The organism is Clostridium sp. ZS2-4, from assembly GCF_026719745.1.
Taxonomy (GTDB): Bacteria; Bacillota; Clostridia; order Clostridiales; family Clostridiaceae; genus Clostridium_H.
The window spans coordinates 14,611-33,753 of the sequence record NZ_JAPPRQ010000022.1; the positions used below are offsets into that span (position 1 = coordinate 14,611).

At 31.4% G+C, this 19,143-nt stretch carries 21 protein-coding genes; 1 reads left to right on the top strand and 20 read right to left on the bottom strand.

From position 1 onward, the window contains the following. Positions 1-196 precede the first annotated feature (196 nt). The 16 genes from OIO11_RS04140 to gvpJ all read right to left on the bottom strand — a co-directional run bounded on the left by OIO11_RS04140 (position 197) and on the right by gvpJ (position 12,582). Positions 197-2,371, bottom strand: coding sequence for a CDC48 family AAA ATPase (locus OIO11_RS04140; protein WP_268070105.1), 2,175 nt, complete (start codon positions 2,369-2,371; stop codon positions 197-199). Positions 2,372-2,441: 70 nt separating this feature from the next. Beyond that, positions 2,442-3,521 carry a gas vesicle protein gene (locus OIO11_RS04145; protein ID WP_268070106.1) on the bottom strand — a complete coding sequence of 360 codons (1,080 nt, stop codon included), beginning with the start codon at positions 3,519-3,521 and terminating at the stop codon, positions 2,442-2,444. Next, positions 3,484-3,870, bottom strand: coding sequence for a hypothetical protein (locus OIO11_RS04150; protein ID WP_268070107.1), 387 nt, complete (start codon positions 3,868-3,870; stop codon positions 3,484-3,486). The genes OIO11_RS04145 and OIO11_RS04150 overlap by 38 nt, the downstream gene beginning before the upstream one ends. A gap of 5 nt (positions 3,871-3,875) precedes the next feature. Further along, positions 3,876-5,138 carry a GvpL/GvpF family gas vesicle protein gene (locus tag OIO11_RS04155; protein ID WP_268070108.1) on the bottom strand — a complete coding sequence of 421 codons (1,263 nt, stop codon included), beginning with the start codon at positions 5,136-5,138 and terminating at the stop codon, positions 3,876-3,878. A 30-nt stretch (positions 5,139-5,168) separates the two neighbouring features. Continuing rightward, positions 5,169-5,501, bottom strand: a complete 333-nt coding sequence (gene gvpK / locus OIO11_RS04160) for a gas vesicle protein GvpK (RefSeq protein WP_268070109.1) — start codon at positions 5,499-5,501, stop codon at positions 5,169-5,171. 52 nt (positions 5,502-5,553) lie between these two features. After that, complete coding sequence (locus tag OIO11_RS04165) at positions 5,554-6,012, bottom strand: hypothetical protein (protein ID WP_268070110.1); 459 nt, start codon at positions 6,010-6,012, stop codon at positions 5,554-5,556. A gap of 18 nt (positions 6,013-6,030) precedes the next feature. Beyond that, complete coding sequence (locus OIO11_RS04170) at positions 6,031-6,426, bottom strand: gas vesicle protein (protein WP_268070111.1); 396 nt, start codon at positions 6,424-6,426, stop codon at positions 6,031-6,033. Between the two features lie 201 nt (positions 6,427-6,627). After that, positions 6,628-6,846 (bottom strand): gas vesicle protein GvpG, encoded by a 219-nt coding sequence (locus tag OIO11_RS04175; protein ID WP_268070112.1) that lies wholly within the window; start codon positions 6,844-6,846, stop codon positions 6,628-6,630. 15 nt (positions 6,847-6,861) lie between these two features. Continuing rightward, complete coding sequence (locus OIO11_RS04180) at positions 6,862-7,620, bottom strand: GvpL/GvpF family gas vesicle protein (protein WP_268070113.1); 759 nt, start codon at positions 7,618-7,620, stop codon at positions 6,862-6,864. A 4-nt stretch (positions 7,621-7,624) separates the two neighbouring features. Then, entirely contained in the window at positions 7,625-9,745 is a 2,121-nt protein-coding gene (locus OIO11_RS04185; RefSeq protein ID WP_268070114.1) for a CDC48 family AAA ATPase, read from the bottom strand. Between the two features lie 23 nt (positions 9,746-9,768). Then, positions 9,769-10,281 (bottom strand): Hsp20/alpha crystallin family protein, encoded by a 513-nt coding sequence (locus tag OIO11_RS04190; protein WP_268070115.1) that lies wholly within the window; start codon positions 10,279-10,281, stop codon positions 9,769-9,771. A 12-nt stretch (positions 10,282-10,293) separates the two neighbouring features. Then, positions 10,294-10,554 carry a hypothetical protein gene (locus tag OIO11_RS04195; RefSeq protein ID WP_268070116.1) on the bottom strand — a complete coding sequence of 87 codons (261 nt, stop codon included), beginning with the start codon at positions 10,552-10,554 and terminating at the stop codon, positions 10,294-10,296. Positions 10,555-10,617: 63 nt separating this feature from the next. Then, positions 10,618-11,541, bottom strand: a complete 924-nt coding sequence (gvpN, locus tag OIO11_RS04200; protein WP_268070117.1) for a gas vesicle protein GvpN — start codon at positions 11,539-11,541, stop codon at positions 10,618-10,620. Positions 11,542-11,656: 115 nt separating this feature from the next. After that, positions 11,657-11,866 (bottom strand): gas vesicle structural protein GvpA, encoded by a 210-nt coding sequence (gene gvpA, locus OIO11_RS04205; RefSeq protein ID WP_268070118.1) that lies wholly within the window; start codon positions 11,864-11,866, stop codon positions 11,657-11,659. Between the two features lie 77 nt (positions 11,867-11,943). Next, positions 11,944-12,153: a gas vesicle structural protein GvpA gene (gene gvpA, locus OIO11_RS04210; protein ID WP_268070118.1), complete on the bottom strand. Its 210-nt coding sequence runs from the start codon at positions 12,151-12,153 to the stop codon at positions 11,944-11,946. A gap of 231 nt (positions 12,154-12,384) precedes the next feature. Beyond that, a complete protein-coding gene (gvpJ, locus tag OIO11_RS04215; protein ID WP_268070119.1) occupies positions 12,385-12,582 on the bottom strand; it encodes a gas vesicle protein GvpJ in 198 nt (65 codons plus the stop codon). A 194-nt stretch (positions 12,583-12,776) separates the two neighbouring features. On the opposite strand from gvpJ, the gene OIO11_RS04220 reads away from it, so the two are divergent. Then, positions 12,777-13,733 carry an NAD(P)-dependent oxidoreductase gene (locus OIO11_RS04220; RefSeq protein ID WP_268070120.1) on the top strand — a complete coding sequence of 319 codons (957 nt, stop codon included), beginning with the start codon at positions 12,777-12,779 and terminating at the stop codon, positions 13,731-13,733. 117 nt (positions 13,734-13,850) lie between these two features. Here the strand turns inward: OIO11_RS04220 and OIO11_RS04225 are convergent, their stop codons facing one another. From OIO11_RS04225 to OIO11_RS04240, 4 genes are all read right to left on the bottom strand, one after another. After that, positions 13,851-16,523 carry a glycoside hydrolase family 38 C-terminal domain-containing protein gene (locus OIO11_RS04225; protein WP_268070121.1) on the bottom strand — a complete coding sequence of 891 codons (2,673 nt, stop codon included), beginning with the start codon at positions 16,521-16,523 and terminating at the stop codon, positions 13,851-13,853. A gap of 74 nt (positions 16,524-16,597) precedes the next feature. After that, positions 16,598-17,716: a PTS fructose transporter subunit IIC gene (locus tag OIO11_RS04230; protein ID WP_268070122.1), complete on the bottom strand. Its 1,119-nt coding sequence runs from the start codon at positions 17,714-17,716 to the stop codon at positions 16,598-16,600. 24 nt (positions 17,717-17,740) lie between these two features. After that, on the bottom strand, positions 17,741-18,049 hold the full coding sequence (locus tag OIO11_RS04235) for a PTS fructose transporter subunit IIB (protein ID WP_268070123.1): 309 nt from the start codon (positions 18,047-18,049) through the stop codon (positions 17,741-17,743). Between the two features lie 253 nt (positions 18,050-18,302). Then, positions 18,303-19,019 (bottom strand): MgtC/SapB family protein, encoded by a 717-nt coding sequence (locus OIO11_RS04240; RefSeq protein WP_326497914.1) that lies wholly within the window; start codon positions 19,017-19,019, stop codon positions 18,303-18,305. Between the last annotated feature and the right edge of the window lie 124 nt (positions 19,020-19,143).

Sequence of the window (19,143 nt, forward strand, 5' to 3'; positions counted from 1 at the left end):
TTCTTACCTATGTCTACTTTAAGGGGTACATTTTTATTCTTAAGAAGTTTTATTCTTTTATACTTTAATCTATTGAACAACTACTAATGCTTGGGTGCTGCCACCAACCATAACGGACTTTCAGCACCAAGCTGTCGCTCATGCTGGGTATACATATATAAAGCCATATTCTCATAAACGAGAATATAGCTTTTGTCTATAAATTTCTTATAATCCCTTTACTAGCCGTTTGCTTTATTCGCACTACCTCATTTATGGCCCAATGCATATCCTCTGAATTAATTACTAAATGTTCTAGAAAATCCTCACCACTATTTAAAAATCTATCTATAGCCCTTATGGCAGCCTTGTTACATATTCCTTGAATATCTGAACCAACTAAACCTTTAGTATGAACAACCAATTCCTCTACATCAACAGTATCAGTAACAGGCCTTCCTTTCAGATGAATTTTAAATATATCACATCTTTGCTCCTCATCTGGTTCTGAAATTTCAAATATCTGGTCAAATCTTCCTTGTCGTAATAATGCCTGATCTACTAAATCTATCCTATTAGTTGCTGCAAGTACAACAACCCCTTTTAATTCTTCTACTCCGTCTAATTCAGTAAGCAACTGACATAGTACCCTTTGGCTAACACCTGAGTCACCACCATCAAAAGCACGTTCACTTGACAATGCATCAATTTCGTCAAAAAATATAATACAAGGGGCTGCCTGCTTAGCCTTTTTGAAGACTTCCCTTATTCTCTTCTCTGACTCACCCATCCATTTTGAAAAAAGTTCAGGTCCTTTAACTGATATAAAATTTGCATTATTTTCTGATGCTACCGCCTTAGCAATAAGCGTCTTACCTGTACCTGGCGGCCCTGTTAATAGAACACCTTTAGGTTGATATGCCTTTACATGTTTAAAAAGTTCTTTATACTTCAGCGGCCACTCTATTGCTTTTTTCAGTGAATCCTTTATCTCACTTAATCCACCTATATCATCCCAGCTTATATTTGGAATTTCTACAAATATCTCTCGTATAGCTGAAGGCTCTACCTCACCCATAGCTCTAGTGAAATGTTCCATTCTGACCTTCAGCATAAGTAGTTTTTCATATGGTATAACTTTCTGTTGAAAATCTATTTGGGGAAGTATCTCCCTAACAGCAAACATACCTGCTTCTCGACATAATTCTTCTAAATCAGCACCAACAAACCCATGAGTTATCTCCCCAAGCTTAGCTATATCTACATCCTCTGCCAAAGGCATCCCTCTGGTGTGAATCTCCAGAATTTCAGTTCTTCCATCCTTATCAGGGACATTTATAGATATTTCCCTATCAAATCTACCTGGTCTTCGAAGAGCAGGATCTAATGCATCTGGAATATTAGTTGCTCCTATAACCACCACATGTTTACGTTTTTCTAGTCCGTCCATAAGTGCCAAAAGCTGCCCTACTACTCTCTTTTCTACCTCCCCTGCTACCTCAGTCCTTTTAGGTGCAATTGCATCTATTTCATCAATAAATATTACAGCATGTGTACTACTGGCCGCTTCTTCAAACACATTTCTCAAATTTGCCTCGCTCTCTCCATAAAATTTATGAATTATTTCCGGGCCATTTACTGCTATAAAGTGAGCATCTGTTTCTGTTGCTACTGCACGGGCAATTAGAGTTTTACCTGTACCTGGTGGTCCATAAAGTAATACTCCATTTGGTGGATCTATCCCTATTGTTTCAAATATTTCAGGATATCTTAGCGGTAATTCTATCATTTCCCTCACTCGCTGAATTTCATTATGAAGTCCACCAATATCCTCATATGCCACCATGAATTTACTTTGGCGTTCATCAATAGTACTCATAATATCAAATGCTGTGTTGGAACATAGAAGCACAATTCCATCTGGAGTTGTTTTAGTTACTATAAAATCCATATATCCTGTTCCCAAAAGTGTAGTACGTACCCTGTTGCCTTTCATCACAGGTATTCCTTCCAATAATTTGCCTATATATTCAACATCCCAACTATTATCTATATCATTGTCTTTCATTATTGGCGATAAAGTTACAGAATGAGCCTCAGCGTATGCACCTTTTTTTACAGTAACCTTGTCATCAATTCCAACACCAGCATTTTCTCTCATTATTCCATCAATCTGTATTATTGATTTCCTTCGATATTCTTTATGAATTGGCAAAAGTTTAGCCACAGTATCTTTTTTACCAGATATGTAAATGATGTCTCCTATCTTTACGCCTAACTTTTTCATATCATCTATATCCATTCTTGCTATAGCGTATCCAACATCTTTTGATTCACCCTCTACTACTTTTAAGGATATTTGATTTTCTTGTCCTATATACATATCTGACATATCGATTTCCTCCCATTTACTCTTACCGTGTTATTAAGAGCTATGAACAAACCTTCTCATTTTTAAAATATTATTCTATTCTATAACTCATCCATCCACAACGTGAACATCCTTTTTCTAATAAACTCTCTCTTGATGCTCTTCTTCCGCAATTTGGGCATGTATCTGTATTTTTTTCATTTTCCTGTTCTTTTGTATATTCCCCAATAACCTTCTCCCATTCTTTTAAGGAAGTTTCATCTCCAGAGAAACAGACTACTTTATTTTCTGTTCCATCTCGGTATAATATGATTAAAGATTTTTCTCCTACCAAACTATTTCCAAATCCACTTCCTTCTATCACAACATTTATAAGACTATCAGCAGGAATATCACAAACTAGCTTTTTATCAAAATCATACCACCAACACAACCTTTTATCTGTAAGATATAAATGACCTGGTTTCCATTGATAATTTGTATTTCCATCAACTTTAAGATCCATTAGATACCACATCTTACCTTCATAAGCTATATCCTCTTCTGGTTGTAGGAATGTTAAGGACTCATCTTTCTTATCAGGTACAGTAGAATTTTCTTCTAAACTAAATCCTTCTTTCTTCATAATATTTTCTATAGTTTCTTTTAATATCCCAACATCCTTAGTATGCAGTTGTGCTACCTCATCTTCTTTTAGTAAAAGATGAAGTTCTTGTCTTGTAACACCAGTATAGTGAGGTCTTTCTTTTAGTGCCATAGCTCTTATTTCTTCATATGATGTTTCAAATAGAACCTCAGCTGGTATTTTTCTAAACATAACTATTCTTTTATTAGTAACGTATATTGTTCCTGCTCTCCAGGTTTCATATATACCTTTGCTATACCAATGAGTACCAAAAACAGAAAAAATAATATGTTCATCTTCTGCCATAGGAGGTCTTTCAAGTTGCTCTTCTTTTGCAGCAATAGCACGCTGGGCTTCATCCCAGTCCTTCATAATACCGTATTGCAGCATTGTTTCCATTCCTGCCAGAGCCAGTTTTAGATTAATACCTAGTAATGGAATACCTGATACAGATATAATAAGATCTGTATTCAGTAGAATACCTTTATCAAGGATTCTGTCCAACAGGTCATTGAGAGTTGCTTGTGGACTCCGTGTTGGCTCCATTATAACCCCACCTTTCAGCCATCATAAGTGTCATACTTTTTTTTATCATTTCACTACATTTTTCTGGTTGAGTCAAAACTATATATACTCGTCTCATTCTTCCTCTTCCACACTTGAAAATAATACATAACTGTTTTACTCTAACACCTAATATCCAAGCTTTTTTTAAAATTTTTAATTCCAGTATGCTATCAAGACTGATTTCAAATAATTCCCTAGCCATATTAATAAAAAGTAACCGTCTATTAGTAAGAAATAGCTCTCCTTGGTGATATAAATATATTGATTTCAATGTACCTTTAATCTGTAAGACGATTTTTTCGCCTTTATTTAAATTAATTGTCCTCACTTTTCTCACCCTTTTTCAGGAGTAACAAAACTAAAAGGTGCCCATGGTCCGCTAAAGCGTACTGATACACCATCATTACCTTCAATTTTCTCAAGCTCTTCACCTAATTCAGAAACTCTTTCCTTATTTACTAAACAAGACAAGTTCATAATCATTTTATTAGTTCCTTCAACTTGTTTAGTTTTTCCTATTACAATATCATCTGTACAATTTTTAATCATACCGTAAAACTCTTTAAAATACTCGTCTGATTTATCCTCAATCCTTTCCTTTATCAAATCCTTAAAAATCTCTCTTTCCATATAAGCTATTCCTTGTGGTTTAGCATCAATTTCTTTCTTTTTTGCCATCAATTTTTCATCTGTTTCAATAAGTTTCTCACCTAAAACTTTTGTATCTACCATAACTTGTACTCCATATTCTTGCCTATTTCTAAGTTTACTTATCTTTTGATAAAAATCATCATAATTCTCTTCTAACCAACGTTTTACTTCTTCTTCAGGATCACTTCCGACCTTTCCTTCTATAATCATATCAAAGCTCATAGGAAGCACAGTTCCAAACCTTTCACCAATAACATCCAATACTCCCTGCTGTGCAAAAAGCCATTCTTTTACAATTTCCTCATCCTCTGATTGGTATGGCTCTGGTGAGCAGTCATGAACAACAATACACATATCTTTGTATGGTATAGTGTAAACCTCAGCACCCTCAATACCTATTGTTCCTAAATTTTCTCTTATTCCTCCATCAGATACACCATATACATATCTAGCAGGTAATTCATGAACCATGTCACCTTCATAATCGGCTTCAGTCATAGTATCTTTTTTATTATGTTCAGCTAGCTGAACAGGTTCATTTTCAACTACTTTTTCAAGTTCAATCTCCTTTTCTTCAAAAATTTCTTTATTCTTTTCCTTTTCTAAGTTTTCTTTACGAATTACTGTTTGTTGCTCTTTATCTTTATCTTTATCTTTATCTTTATCTTTATCTTTTGCCAATCTGTCATCCATGTTTGTCATACATTTTTGCACACTTTCAAACCGTTTTTGCAAATCATTTAATTGCTGAAAATCACAAATTTGATTTTTTTTGTTTACTTTTTTTGTTTTTTCATTTTTAAGAATAGACAATGCAGGAATTAGAAGCTGTACTTTATCATCATCAGCTTCCTCATTCAAGGCAGTAAATATCTTTTGTATATTTGATTCACTAATATCCATTCCAATCTCTTTTAAAAACATAGCTATATACAGATATTCCATACTTATCCCTACTTTCTCTTAAAGATTTTATTACTCAACTTCTTCTTCCCATCTTTCAGGATTAAGGAGCCTATCTACAACATCGTCAACAATCTCGTCCAATCCATCTCTTATCCCTTTAACTGATTCAGTAATTCCTTGTTCTTCTTTTATATTCTCAATGGCTATATCAAGGTCCATTAAAGCATTTCCTAGTCTCTCTATCTCTTCACTATTTAAAATCCCACTTTTTATTCTTTCACGCGCTTGGTGTTTCAAAGCATCCCTGATTATTTCCACTAAAGCCATAATTAATCCTAGTAATCCATGCTTTAAATTATCCTCACTTATATCAAGTGGCATAACTATAATCCCTTCTTTCATACATAAACTGAGTATATATTGCTGTGTTACATCTTCTATTATAAATTTAAACTTACCTGAATTTGTCTATTTTAACACTTAATATCCCATTTCTATACTCTACCTTTGCAATATCTTTTACTTTAATTGATGGTGATATCTGAGAAACAATAGTAATATGATCATCCTCCTCGAAAAGATCTACCAAAGTTTTTCCTACTGCTCCCGTTAGTGATTCATTTTCTTCTAAAATGTCTGCCAACCACCAATTGAAAAGCACTTTTTTTCCAGTAACAGGATCAATTCTAGATTTGCTAAATTCCAATACAGGTCTACCAAAAATTTTTACCGCTGTTGGATTAATTATCTCCCTTAATCTGTATAAATTCTCCATATCGGTAGATTCATTAATAATCTTAGTCAACTCAGTAATTCTTACATGTCTGTGCCACCTAAAATACCAAAATATTTTTCTACTTTTCTCATCCAAAGCATCCAAGAATAAACTTATTTTTTCTCTAGACTGATCCATACTGTTTCCTCCTTATTTTTAAGGAATAGGAACAGCTGCTTTTTGTTTTGCTGTCACTTCTTTATTTTCTAATTTCATTTTAGCTTTTGCACTCATCCAACCACACCAAGGACAGCACTCATTTAGCAATTCCTCCTTACTTACTTCTTTACCACACTGAGGACATGTTTCTACCCCAGATTGTGCCTCCTGCCAAGCAGCAGTATCTGTATTAGTACCTGATGGAAATTCAAGACCATACTTTGCTGCAGTAGCAAATGAGGATAATGCAGCTCTTACCTTTACACCTAAAAGCTCTACTCCTGCTACAGATACGGTAATATCTGCATTAATTACCATTCCTTTATCTAAAAGCCGGTCAATTACATCTACCAAACTTCCTCTTTCATTTTTGTCACGACTCGGTTCTATCATCCTATAATTCCCCCTTTTTGTTTTATATGTGAAATACAGACTCTTCAGTTCTCCGTTCCTTTCTTATCTATAACTATTTATATTTAAAAGTATGGATGAATATTCTTAAAGTCAACACATAAAAACGAAGACATACATGACTTAAAAACCCTTCATGAACTTGGTGTAAAGTTGCTTGAAAGGCTTTTCACATCATATATGTTAACTATTATTTTCTTTTTTATATTCTCTAATTTCTTTTAATCTTTCCAGTATATCATTTTCTTGTTCTTCATACTCTTCTTCACTTATTTCATCATTTTCAAGCTTCTCGTATAAATCACTCAATATATGTTTGTATTTTTCTTCATCTAACCATTCTTTCTCCGCTTCATCATAAATAACTTCAATTACTTTGTATACCCCATCTAAAATTTTCATCACATCAGCTCCTTCTTACCTTTTTAGAGCGCTCAAATCTAAATCAATATCTATAAAATTATAAGGAGGCCATGGTCCAGTATAGCTAAAATTTAATCTATCTTCATATTTCTTAAACTTTTCACCTACTTCTTTGTCAAACACATCTTCATTAGACTTTTCTATTAGGAAAAATGCATTGAATACAGTTTTAATTGCTAAATCATCTTTAAGCTTACTTTCAACAGCCAAATGTTCTAGACCCCTAAATATGTTTTTAATATATTCATCACGCTTTTCTATAATGGATTGTTCTACCTGTTTTCCTAATTCAATTTTTTCTGATAAAACTTCATTTTCATCTCTATCAGCAACTATCTTTTTTAGTTTTTTAATACCTTTATTTTCAATATCATTATTAAACATATCTTTTTTCCAAGTAACTTTAAGTCCTACTTCCATCTTATCTTCTAAATATTTTATAGCATTTATCAACTTATAATAGTTACACTGCATAAGAGTTTCTATATCCTTTTTGTTACTAGCTACAGTACCAAATGCTACTGGGATAATTGTGTATTTATCCATGATTTTTGTAAGTACATTCTGATGAGCAATAATATTTTTTCTTTTTGGATCATACTCCATCATAGGGGCATCACTCATTACTGCTGAAATATCTTTATAAGAAACTGTATATACAGGTGCATTAAGGTTTCCTATTTCTGAATTTCCAAAGGTCTTTCTTTGATCTTCTTTAATAAAACCATATAAGTACTTGCCCATTTTTGCCATTTAATCACCTACTTTTTATAATTTTTTCAAAATGTCTTGAATAAATAACTACATCACCGTTATAATGACTATCTTCTTGAAGAGCATAGACATACTCTGTCATAGCTGCTAATGCAGCTTGTTGGCAAACATCCATGATATCTGCTCCAGTATATCCTTCTGCCGCTTCAGATAGTTTAACTAAATCAACATCATCTGCAATTGGTTTTCCTCTTAAATGAATCTTAAATATTTCTATTCTATCCTCTAAGTTTGGCTCATCAAATTTTAAAATCATACCAAATCTACCTGGTCTTAAAAGAGCTGGTTCAACCATATCTAATCTATTGGTAGCTCCAATTAGCAGAACCCCATTTAAATCTTCTATACCGTCAATTTCTGTCAACATCTGACATACTAATCTTTCCATTGTATTATTATCTGATTTGCCGTTTCTCGTAGGTAAAATAGAATCAATTTCATCAAAAAATATAATACACGGAGCTGCTTGTTTTGCTTTCTTAAAAATTTCTCTTAAGCTTTTTTCAGATTCGCCAACCCATTTTGATAATAATTCCGGACCTTTTACAGATATAAAATTAGCATTGCTTAAAGATGCAATTGCTTTTGCCATTAATGTTTTTCCTGTACCCGGTGCGCCATAAAAAAGTATTCCTTTTGGAGTCTTGCATCCAAACTTTTTATATAATTCTGAATATTGTTCAGGCCAGACTAAAGTTTTTGTTATGTCACTTTTTATCCTCTCTAATCCTCCTATATCATCAAAAGATACATTAGGAATATCTACAAAAACCTCTCGTATTGCTGATGGTTCTATATCGTGAAGTGAAGTATAAAAATCATCCATAGTAATCTTTAATTTCATTAATTCATCATATGGTATATTAGATGTGGAAAAGTCAATTTGAGGAAAGATTTTTCTAAGTGCTGTCATAGCAGCTTCTCTACACAATGACTGTAAATCTGCGCCTACAAAACCATGAGTTAAATCTGCTAATTTATTTAAATCTACATCATCATCCAGAGGCATTTCTCTTGTATGCACCTGAAGAATTTCAAGTCTACCATTTTTGTCTGGAACTCCTATTTCAATTTCTCTATCAAACCTTCCTGGTCTGCGCAGAGCTGGATCTAGGGCATTAGGTATGTTGGTTGCTCCTATAACAATAACCTGTCCTCTATCCTTTAATCCATCCATTAAACCTAAAAGCTGTGCCACAACTCTTTTTTCTACTTCTCCTTTTACATCCTCTCTATTTGGAGAAATAGCATCTATTTCATCAAGGAAAATAATACTAGGCGATTTTTGGCTGGCAGTTTCAAATATTTCTCTCAGTCTTGCTTCACTTTCTCCATAATATTTATTGATAACCTCAGGTCCATTTACATGAATAAAATAAGAATCCGTTTCATTGGCAACAGCTCTTGCAATTAATGTTTTTCCTGTACCAGGTGACCCATATAATAAAACTCCTTTAGGGGCTTCAATTCCTAATCTGTTAAATACTTCTGGATATTTTAGTGGAAGTTCTATCATTTCTCTTATTCTGTCAACCTGTTTTCCTAACCCTCCAATATCCTCATAAGCAACTCTACTATCTTTTTTTATTCCACCTTGTTTTTTTATTTTTATATTACAAGAATTATTTATTATTACGATTCCCTCTGGAATTGTATTGACAACTTCATAGTCTTGATAAGAATATCCTAATGATTTTACCCTTATGTTGTTACCTTTTATTACAGGTATTCCTCCAAGCATTTTTGAAATATACTTTATATCCTCATTATTATGAGTAGATGAATTTTTACCCACTGGACTTAAAATAATACTTTTGGCATTTTGTGTATTTGCCAAATTTATAGTAACATATTCATCTAAACCTACACCTGAATTTTCTCTAAGTATTCCATCCATTTGAATTAAATTTTTGTCCTTAAATGAATCATAACACGGCATCACTCTAGCTACTGCCGTGCTTTTACCTTTAATTTCCACGATATCTCCTATTGCTGCTCCCATCTCAAAAATTATTTTAGAATCAACTCTAATTATTGCCTTTCCAACGTCATTATTTAAAGCTTCAGCAACTTTTACAGAATATTGTTTTTTCTCTTCTTCCATATATACACCTCTTGATATTAATCTTACTTATCTATTATTATTGAATATATTGAATTATTAAGCTTAGTCTTAATTTTATCTCTTGATGGGTTAAATTTAAGCTTTATATCTTTACTATAAAAAACACCATTTCCTAAAGCTCTAACTTTAATTATCTTCTCATCTAATTTACATTGAATATCTTCTTCTTTGATTCCAGGCATTTCCAAAACCACAATAACCTTATCATTCTGATCAAAAATATCCACTGCTGGTTCCATTTTTTTTTCTATTTGCTCCTTCTTTTCAATAAGATTATCCTTTATTTTATCTAAATTATTTATTCTATTTCCATGGCTTATTTTATCTGCTCCTAGTCTTATATTAACCCCATATTTACCTACTATATTAGTTTTCTTTGAAGGATCATTTATGTTTCCACTAATATCTAATTCGTCTTCTTCATTTTCCATCATATCAGCCACAATATTAATAAACTTGCCCAATCCCTTAAAGATAGAATCGATTCCTGTATCGTCCCTGTCATTATGTCTCATATTTAATTCCTCCTAATCTCTTTCATATAACTGCGCTTTTTTCTTTGTTTCATTTAGTTCATATCCCAAAATATCCAAGTTATCATTTACAAACACTTCGTATATTTCAACAATTTCCCCCATCCCTTTTCTCACAGTATAGTCCTTATCTAAATCCGCTTCACAAACAACTCTCCAGTCTTCACCCTCTTTTATAACGGTAAGAATTCTACACTCTTTACCAATAACATTATTAAAAAAGCGTTTAACCTCATTTGCAACCTGAACAACCACTAAAAATCCCTCCCAATATTTATGGTTAAGTCCAAATCAAACTTAACCATTTTTATAATTATATTATTTAAAAGCTTGATCTATTCCCTTATCTATTACTTTGTAATAGTTATCTTTTTCAGTGAAACTCATATTGGTTGCAACACTTGAAGAATTATATATATCTCTACATATTTGTCTAAATAATTCATTTGATTTATCTATTCTTATCCTATTATCTTTAATTATCTTTGCAAGCATTATGCTGCTTCTTAATGAAACCCACATTTTATCTTGTATAAGATATCTAATAACTCTAGTTAGGTTTACTATTTTTTCAGAATCTTTAATATTAATTCCTGTCTTAGCCATTACAATTTTAATTTCTGTTTCAAAATCAATGCTATCCATATCTATAGTTATCATTCTATCTGTTAAAGCATTAGCAGATTTATAAACTCCTATATATTCTTCTGGATTACTTGTGAATATTATTCTAAAATCTTCATGTACCTTAACATATGAATTTCCTATATAAGCATTAGACATATCAACCATTTTTTCTTCTAATACAGGCAATAATACATTATTTATCTCTGGCCTTGTTCTTGTAAATTCATCATATATAAAAGTGTAGCCATTTTTACACGCAGTTAATAACTTACCATCCAACCAAATTTTTTTCATCTCCTGCTCTTTTTTAAAAACTGAACTTATATAGTTATCTGCTACTGAAGTTATCTTTATCCCATTATATTCGCCTAATAAGTCAGCTTCATTAAATTCGTCACTTCCTGAAGCAAAAATTATAGGTCTTCCGATTTTATTTGCAATATGAAATGCTAGTGCTGTTTTTCCTATTCCTGCTGCTCCTTTTAAATGAATTGGAAACCCTGCATTCATATAATAAAATGTTCTTGCAGTTAACTTTTTTATATATGGAGTTTCTACAAATTTCTCATTCGTATCTATGTTAAGTACATTTTTATACGCATTAAATTCATTCATTTTTAAGCCTCCATACTTTTTAGAATAAATATTTAGCAGACAATAAACTGGGTCAAGTCCAGAACCCAGTTTATTGTCTTCCTGAAATAAATAGAAATAATAAGTTTATATACTCCTATGCAGTTACTAAATCATTTTTTAACAAACCAACAGCGTCTGCATAGTTAAGCCATGTTTGAACACTTGCTATTACTACCCTTGCTTCTACTCCTAATAATTCTATTCCTACTAAAGATACTCTTGCGAATAAATCAATTACAATACCTTTATCAAGTATTCTATCGATTACTTCTGCTAAGCTTGAGCTATTTAATGATTTTTTCATAAATTCACCTCCTTTTATTTATATGATTTCTATTGAAATGGCATACCAAACTAAACCAAAGTTTATCTTTACTAAATCTATGCAGTTACCAAATCATTTTTTAACAAACCAACAGCGTCTGCATAGTTAAGCCATGTTTGAACACTTGCTATTACTACCCTTGCTTCTACTCCTAATAATTCTATTCCTACTAAAGATACTCTTGCGAATAAATCAATTACAATACCTTTATCAAGTATTCTATCGATTACTTCTGCTAAGCTTGAGCTATTTAATGATTTTTTCATAAAAACACCTCCATGTAATTTAAGCAATAAATTGAAGTTAATCAACTTCCTATTACATATTATTCACATACCTATTTTTGGTTACACAAACTTAATCTTCTCAAGTAGAGTCATATAATGTTTTTTACCTGAAGCTAAGTTTCAATTTATATATGATACTGGGTTGAAATAAATCAACCCAGTGAATACACTATCCAATAACAATAATATTATTAACTGTTAAGTTTCTTCTTAACATATAGCATCTGCATAATCTATCCAAACATAATCAAGCCAAGTTGGAATACTAGCAACTACTACTCTACCGCTAATTCTTAATAATTCTATTCTTAGAAGACTTAATGCTATCCAAAAGTCGATTACTAATCCTTTATCAAGTATTCTATCTACTATTTCCGGAAGACTTGCTGCATACATCGGTTTTTTCATAATATCATCTCCAATACTGGTTTTTCCCTTACTGGCCCCACCCCCCCATAATGTATAATATTATCTATCTTAGTTATTTGTTACTTTTCTTTACTTCTTAAGGAGTTTTATTCTGTATAACTGCTCCAAATATTTTGACAACTGTATAGACCTAAAGTATAATAATTGCAAATATATAACATCAGGAGGTAGCCATGAAAAATACAGTATTTTTAAATTGTGCTAAATTAGACTTCGATAACAAACTTAATTTATTACCATTAATAAACCTAACTAATTTCACAAAATATGAAGAAAGTACCAATGTAGAAATTTTAGAAAGAGTTAAAAATCAAAATATTGTAATTACTAAAGAATTACCTATTGGAAGAGATTTGATTAGTCAATTTCCACCTTCTGTTAAGCTCATCTGTGAAGCTGGCACAGGCTATAATAACATAGACATTGCTGCTGCTAAAGAGAAAAATATTACTGTTTGCAATGTTCCCGGTTATAGTACTGAGGCAGTTGCCCAACTAGCTATTACCTTTATGTTGAATTTAATATCTTCATTAGTTCCACAGCAAATAATGATTAAAGATAATAATTTTGATAATTTTACTAAACATCTACAGTTACCCCATTTAGAAATTCAAAACAAGACTCTTGGAGTAATTGGGGCTGGAACAATTGGACAACAGGTAATGAAAATTGCTAGAGCTTTAGGAATGAATGTACTCGTTTACAGCCGTACTCCGAAACAATGGAAAGACTCTAATATACAAAATGCATCTCTTGAAAAATTATTAAGACAAAGTGATTTTGTTTCCATTCATTGTCCTCTTACTATTGATACAAAATATCTTATAGATAAACAAAAGTTAGAAATGATGAAGCCTTCCGCATTTATTATAAATACCTCAAGAGGACCAATAATAAAAGAAACTGATTTAATTGAAGCTCTACAAAATAAAGTAATTGCTGGTGCAGGACTTGACGTTCAGGACCCTGAGCCACCTAAACTGGATAATCCTTTATTTTCAATGCCAAATGTTATCCTCACTCCACATATAGGCTGGAAATGTTTTGAATCCAGACAAAGACTTATTGATATCTTAGCTGAAAATATTGATTCTTTCCTTCGAGGTAAACCTATAAATGTTGTAAGTTAGAAGACTTTATTACTAATTCCCTAATTCATACAAATTTTAAGATTATAAAAAACACGTATTGGATTTTACAATACGTGTTTTTGGATTAGTAGTACACAGCTTATATATTTTAATATACTACTCCATATAAATTGTTTTGAATTGTGATGGTTTTGCATTAATTTTAATAGACTCTGTAAATTCTAATTCTTTTATAACACTTTCTTCATCCAACATTACTTCTTTCGCATCTTTTATTTTTATATCTTTTAACAGAATTTCATCTGTTTTATTACCATTTATGTTTCCATTAAAGAATCTTAATATATATCCTTCATTCTTTTCACACTTTTTAAATGTGCTTAATACTAAATTTTCATTTTTAAATTCTAATAAAGAGTACTCTTGAGGAGTGTTTCTCTCTTCACTCTTATTCAAAATAAAGTATTCGAAGTTATTCTTAAAGTTACTTGCCTGATAAATTGAGAATGGCGTAAATATTTCTCTAGCATGCTTTGCTAACTGATTCTCATTTAAATCTTCATATAGTCTTAAGCTAAAGTTAAATGTAAGCTTTCTTAATAAACTTGCATCTGGTGTCTCCCACTCCATACCTGAAGCTCTTCCTGGTCTGTCAAGTAATTCTTCCTTTCCCATATATGGAGTTGATCTAAATAAAGTTAATGCTATAGTATCTAAGCTTTCTCCAACTATTTGATACTCTCGTACACAATCAGTAAATACAGCTAATCCGTATTCAGCATTTTTTAAGGTAACAAAGCTTTGCATAGGCTCTATAGTTCTTGGTTTTTCTACCCAGTTATCTTTTTCCCATATTTCAATCTCTGGTAAATATGTTTTTCTTTTTATTGAACCAAATTGCTGATCTGCTATTGATGTTGTTGAACTTATGTCAGTTTTAAATAGTGCTCTCATTCTATGTTCTATGGCTTTATTATCAATTGTTACATTAAAGTCTACTGTTTCTGAAGTTTTAGTAAGCATAATTTTTACTCTTATATCTATTTGTTGATCTTGAATATTATTAGCTCTTTGTACTAAGTTTTGGGGAATATCCATACATATATCATATGTTATTTCTTGAACTAAACTATTCCTACTAACCTTTATATTGCTTATCTTTGAATCCTTTGAATAGTAATATCTATCTTCTCTTGGTTCTGAATAATCATAGCTATCTCCATCATCACCACTATCCTCTATTATAAATACCCCTGTTAATTCCTTTTTCTCTATCTTATTTCTTATTGTTACATTTCCATCTTCTGAAACTTCAACTTGTGTAAATTGATTTTCTATTATGTATTCTCTTGTAATGTCTGTTTCTTCTACTTTTTCTGATATACTTTCAAAATATAATGTTTTATATCCCATTCCTTCTATTTCATTTGCCATAATATACATCTCTGTATCAAAAATTTCTATATCATCCTTTGACCATCTTGGTACATAATCCCCATTTACTCCAATTTCATGTAAAGAATCTTTTCTTATTTTTTCTGTTACATTTTTTGAGGAAATTACATGGTGTTTCTGCTCTTTTCCATTTGAATCAACTATTTTAAAATTCTCACTTGGTGTAAATAGTCTTGCCTTTACAACTTGTGATCTTTTATAAGGTAAGAGATTATATACTTGGAATTGAAAAATATCTTTTTCTTCAATACTTTGTCCTATTAACCTTTGATTTATTTCTAATAAATCAAGCGCTAAATTATTTATTCTTTTATATCTTGCTTTTATATCATCATTAACAGTATCTGAATTACACATTCCTATACTATCATGAGCTGCATTTTCAAACATAAGCTTCCAAATTTCTTCTATAACCTTAGTGTTATATTTTTGCCCTAAGCTATATGCAATAGTACATACTGGCTCTAGAATATTGGTTATTAAATTCTCTGCTTTATTATTTAATATCTTTAAATCAGCTCTTGTTGAGAAAATTGATTTATGCACTCGGCTCTTTTGTCCAAATGTAAGCTCGCCTTTATAACATTCTATATCAATTGCTTCTTTTTCTAAAGTATCCAGTATGTTTTCAATAGAATTTATTTCAATATCAAAACCCACATCTTCTTTTGCTTTATTTATTATCTCTAATAAATCTTTCCTAATTGGTCTCTGATCTTGACCATTCATTAATACTATATGATTACTTGTTGATAACTCACCTAACTCTTTTATTTTCTCATCAAAATAAGTTTTTATATTTTCAGTATTTCTTGGCGGATTTATCATATTTCCATAATCAATAATATTGTGTGCAAATACCTTACTGCCTCCTGGGCCTTCCCAGTAAAACTCAGTTTTTTTTATCTGTGTTTCTGATAAGCCTCTTCTAAACGCTGTTTTATTTATATTAAAACCATTATATATTTGTGGCATTTGTGCCGATTGTCCAAAACAATCTGGTACATATCCAACCATCATACACTTTCCTAATTTTTTTGCTCTATTCATTCCATAAAAAATATTTCTAATTATCGATTCTCCACTTATAACTAATAAATCTGTTTGAGTATACCAAGGTCCTACAAGTAATCTTCCTTCAGAAATTAAACTTCTAATTAGTTCTTCATCTTCTGGATTATATTTTATATAATCATCTATTATAGATACTTGACCATCTAATAAGAAGTATTTGAAGTTTTTATCTTTCTTTAAGTAGTCCATTACTTCTTTAAAATTATATAATGAGTATATTAATGATTTTGAAGATGGAAAATACCATTCTCTATCCCAATGAGTGTGAGGCATTACTGAAATTTTTGTATTCTGGCTCATTATTAATCTACCTTTCTAAAAACTAAAAGCAACTGAATAATCAATTGCCTTTAGTTTTATTATTTAATTATGATTTAAACTTCAGCTGCAGCCTCAGCCTCAGCTTCGGCTAACTGTTTTTTATATATATAATTTCTTCTAAATACTGATGCAACAGCTACAAATGCAACTCCTACTGCTAATGAAATTAAAAATCCTACTATATTTTTTATTAGTGGCCATCCATAAAATCCCCATGGAACTCCAATGTAAGCCCAACATCCAAAGGTATATGACATAGCAGCACCTATTGCTGATCCCATTACATTTATTGGAATTGTTCCTAATGGATCTGAAAGTGCAAATGGAATAGCACCTTCTGAAATTCCTAAAAATCCTAGTAAGAAGCAAGGAGTACCACTTGCTTTTAACTCTGGTGGAAATACGCTCTTTCCAACTATATATTTATCTATGATAGTAGCTAATCCTAATCCTATTGGTGGAATTATAGCTCCTAATATAACTGGAGTTTGTGTAAAATTAGTATCTATTGTTAATTGTTTTGATAGTGTATTTGCAGTTTTGTTAATTGGTCCTCCTAAGTCAAATCCCATGGCGCCTCCAAAGATTCCGGATAGAACAGTACCACCAGTATCACCAACGCCATTTATAAGTGATGTAATTGCTTTTGTAAAAGCAATACCTATGGGTCCAACTAAATATCTACTCAGAATTATAACTGCTAAGGCTCCAACAACAGGTATGATAAACATAGTCTTTATACCAATATAAGTTCTTTTTACTTTTACTTTTTTGTTTAAGAAATCAGCTACATACCCTGCTAAGAAACCTATTAACATTGCTCCTAAGAATCCAGACCCCATTAACTGTGCTAATAGTCCACCTAAGAAACCTGGTCCTAAACCTGGTCTGTCTGCTATAGAATATGCCACAAAAGCTGAGAATATTGGGAACATCAATCCCATTAAATTTTTACCAGCTACTTGTTTTGCCCATGCAAAAAAGCTTATTAATTCATTAGTACTTTCAAGTAATTTAGGATCTCCAGCATTAAAACCCATTCCTTGTCCAACTAATACACTTATACCCATTATAGTACCTGATGCAACTATAACTGGAACCATATATGAAATACCCGTCATTAAGTGGCTTTGGAGAACTGCCCACTTTTCTTTCACAGTTTCTTTACTCATAACCCCAACTCCTTTTAATTTATTTTAGTCTAACTTTTCTTTTATAATTTTATCAATACTAGCTATAGTCTTTTGAAGTGGAACTCTTATTATCTTATCTTCAAATGCCTCAAATCTTTCAACTTCTCTAATTTTTATTGCAGCTGAAATAATTATCAAATCGGCCTCTTCTAAATCTTTTTTAGTTAATTTCTCCTCTATACCTATTGATCCCTGGGTTTCTACCTTACTCTTATGTCCTAATTTTTTTGCTGCTGCCTCAATTGCATCTGCAGCCATGTATGTATGTGCTATACCTGTTGGACATGCACATAATCCTACTATTTTTTTCATAACCGTCTACCTCCTAAATTTGTTTTTGTTTTCCTTGTTTTAACATTTATTCAAATTTCATCTCTATATGTATACTATATCTTGTATGTAAACGTATTTCAATTTACTATTTTGTGCCTCTAAGGTGACAATTTATAGGTGTAAATTATGGCACTATCACAGTTATACACCATGCAATCTATTTCCATATATGTAATATAAAAAAGGCTATCACCAAACGAATTAGTAATAACCCTATTTAAAACCTCTATATTCAATTAACATTTCTTACTTTTAATATATTCTTATTTAGGCTTAATTGCTTTATAAGTTCATTAGCTTCAATATATTTGGGCACACTTAAAGTATATATATTAGCTCCATCTTGTGCATACTTATCTTCTAATTCAACTTTATCACAGCTGCACTCCTCTAATTCTTTTATTTTTATGGCATTTATAGCAAATAATTTATCTATATATTTAAAAGCCTCTTCCTTATTTACATATTGAATTTCCATTTTTTTAGTCTGTGATTTTGTTATAAATCTTTTTTGGAATCTTTTTAAAGTTTCTAAGGTTATAGCTACAGCTATAGTACCACATATGCTTATAAGATAATATCCCATTCCTATTGCTAATCCTAAACAAGCTACAACCCATAAAGAGGCTGCTGTTGTTAATCCTTTTATAGACCCCTTAGTATGTAATATTGTTCCTGCACCTAAAAAACCAACTCCTGTTATTACTTGAGCTCCTAGTCTTGCATAGTCAACCTTTAAAACATCCCCTAATTTTGGATTAATAGTTATCATTTGAATCACATGTTCTGCCATTGAAATTTGTATTAATGATATCACTGTTGCTCCAATACAAACTAAAATATGTGTTCTAAAGCCAGCAGGTCTATTTTTAAATTCTCTTTCATATCCAATCGAACCGCCTATAAATATTGCTAAAAGTAATCTTATTACTATATCTTCAGTTGTCATATCCCCCACCTTTTCCTTTGATATATATGTTACAATTATCAATACTCATTGTTCAATAATCAATTTATGAAAAAACTTCGATGAAGTTTCAATACAATGAATAGTATTTAATTTAACCTATATA

What these genes read in the sequence shown, in the direction of transcription:
- gvpK (WP_268070109.1), bottom strand. Translation starts at nt 5,501, where the DNA reads ATGAAAGAAGGGATTATAGTTATGCCACTTGATATAAGTGAGGATAAT.
- OIO11_RS04185 (WP_268070114.1), bottom strand. Translation starts at nt 9,745, where the DNA reads ATGGAAGAAGAGAAAAAACAATATTCTGTAAAAGTTGCTGAAGCTTTA.
- gvpA (WP_268070118.1), bottom strand. Translation starts at nt 12,153, where the DNA reads ATGAAAAAATCATTAAATAGCTCAAGCTTAGCAGAAGTAATCGATAGA.
- gvpJ (WP_268070119.1), bottom strand. Translation starts at nt 12,582, where the DNA reads ATGAAAAAACCGATGTATGCAGCAAGTCTTCCGGAAATAGTAGATAGA.
- OIO11_RS04175 (WP_268070112.1), bottom strand. Translation starts at nt 6,846, where the DNA reads ATGAAAATTTTAGATGGGGTATACAAAGTAATTGAAGTTATTTATGAT.
- OIO11_RS04140 (WP_268070105.1), bottom strand. Translation starts at nt 2,371, where the DNA reads ATGTCAGATATGTATATAGGACAAGAAAATCAAATATCCTTAAAAGTA.
- OIO11_RS04180 (WP_268070113.1), bottom strand. Translation starts at nt 7,620, where the DNA reads ATGGCAAAAATGGGCAAGTACTTATATGGTTTTATTAAAGAAGATCAA.
- OIO11_RS04190 (WP_268070115.1), bottom strand. Translation starts at nt 10,281, where the DNA reads ATGAGACATAATGACAGGGACGATACAGGAATCGATTCTATCTTTAAG.
- OIO11_RS04220 (WP_268070120.1), top strand. Translation starts at nt 12,777, where the DNA reads ATGAAAAATACAGTATTTTTAAATTGTGCTAAATTAGACTTCGATAAC.
- OIO11_RS04240 (WP_326497914.1), bottom strand. Translation starts at nt 19,019, where the DNA reads ATGACAACTGAAGATATAGTAATAAGATTACTTTTAGCAATATTTATA.
- gvpA (WP_268070118.1), bottom strand. Translation starts at nt 11,866, where the DNA reads ATGAAAAAATCATTAAATAGCTCAAGCTTAGCAGAAGTAATCGATAGA.
- gvpN (WP_268070117.1), bottom strand. Translation starts at nt 11,541, where the DNA reads ATGAATGAATTTAATGCGTATAAAAATGTACTTAACATAGATACGAAT.
- OIO11_RS04225 (WP_268070121.1), bottom strand. Translation starts at nt 16,523, where the DNA reads ATGAGCCAGAATACAAAAATTTCAGTAATGCCTCACACTCATTGGGAT.
- OIO11_RS04165 (WP_268070110.1), bottom strand. Translation starts at nt 6,012, where the DNA reads ATGGATCAGTCTAGAGAAAAAATAAGTTTATTCTTGGATGCTTTGGAT.
- OIO11_RS04235 (WP_268070123.1), bottom strand. Translation starts at nt 18,049, where the DNA reads ATGAAAAAAATAGTAGGATTATGTGCATGTCCAACAGGTATAGCACAT.
- OIO11_RS04230 (WP_268070122.1), bottom strand. Translation starts at nt 17,716, where the DNA reads ATGAGTAAAGAAACTGTGAAAGAAAAGTGGGCAGTTCTCCAAAGCCAC.
- OIO11_RS04145 (WP_268070106.1), bottom strand. Translation starts at nt 3,521, where the DNA reads ATGGAGCCAACACGGAGTCCACAAGCAACTCTCAATGACCTGTTGGAC.
- OIO11_RS04155 (WP_268070108.1), bottom strand. Translation starts at nt 5,138, where the DNA reads ATGGAATATCTGTATATAGCTATGTTTTTAAAAGAGATTGGAATGGAT.
- OIO11_RS04170 (WP_268070111.1), bottom strand. Translation starts at nt 6,426, where the DNA reads ATGATAGAACCGAGTCGTGACAAAAATGAAAGAGGAAGTTTGGTAGAT.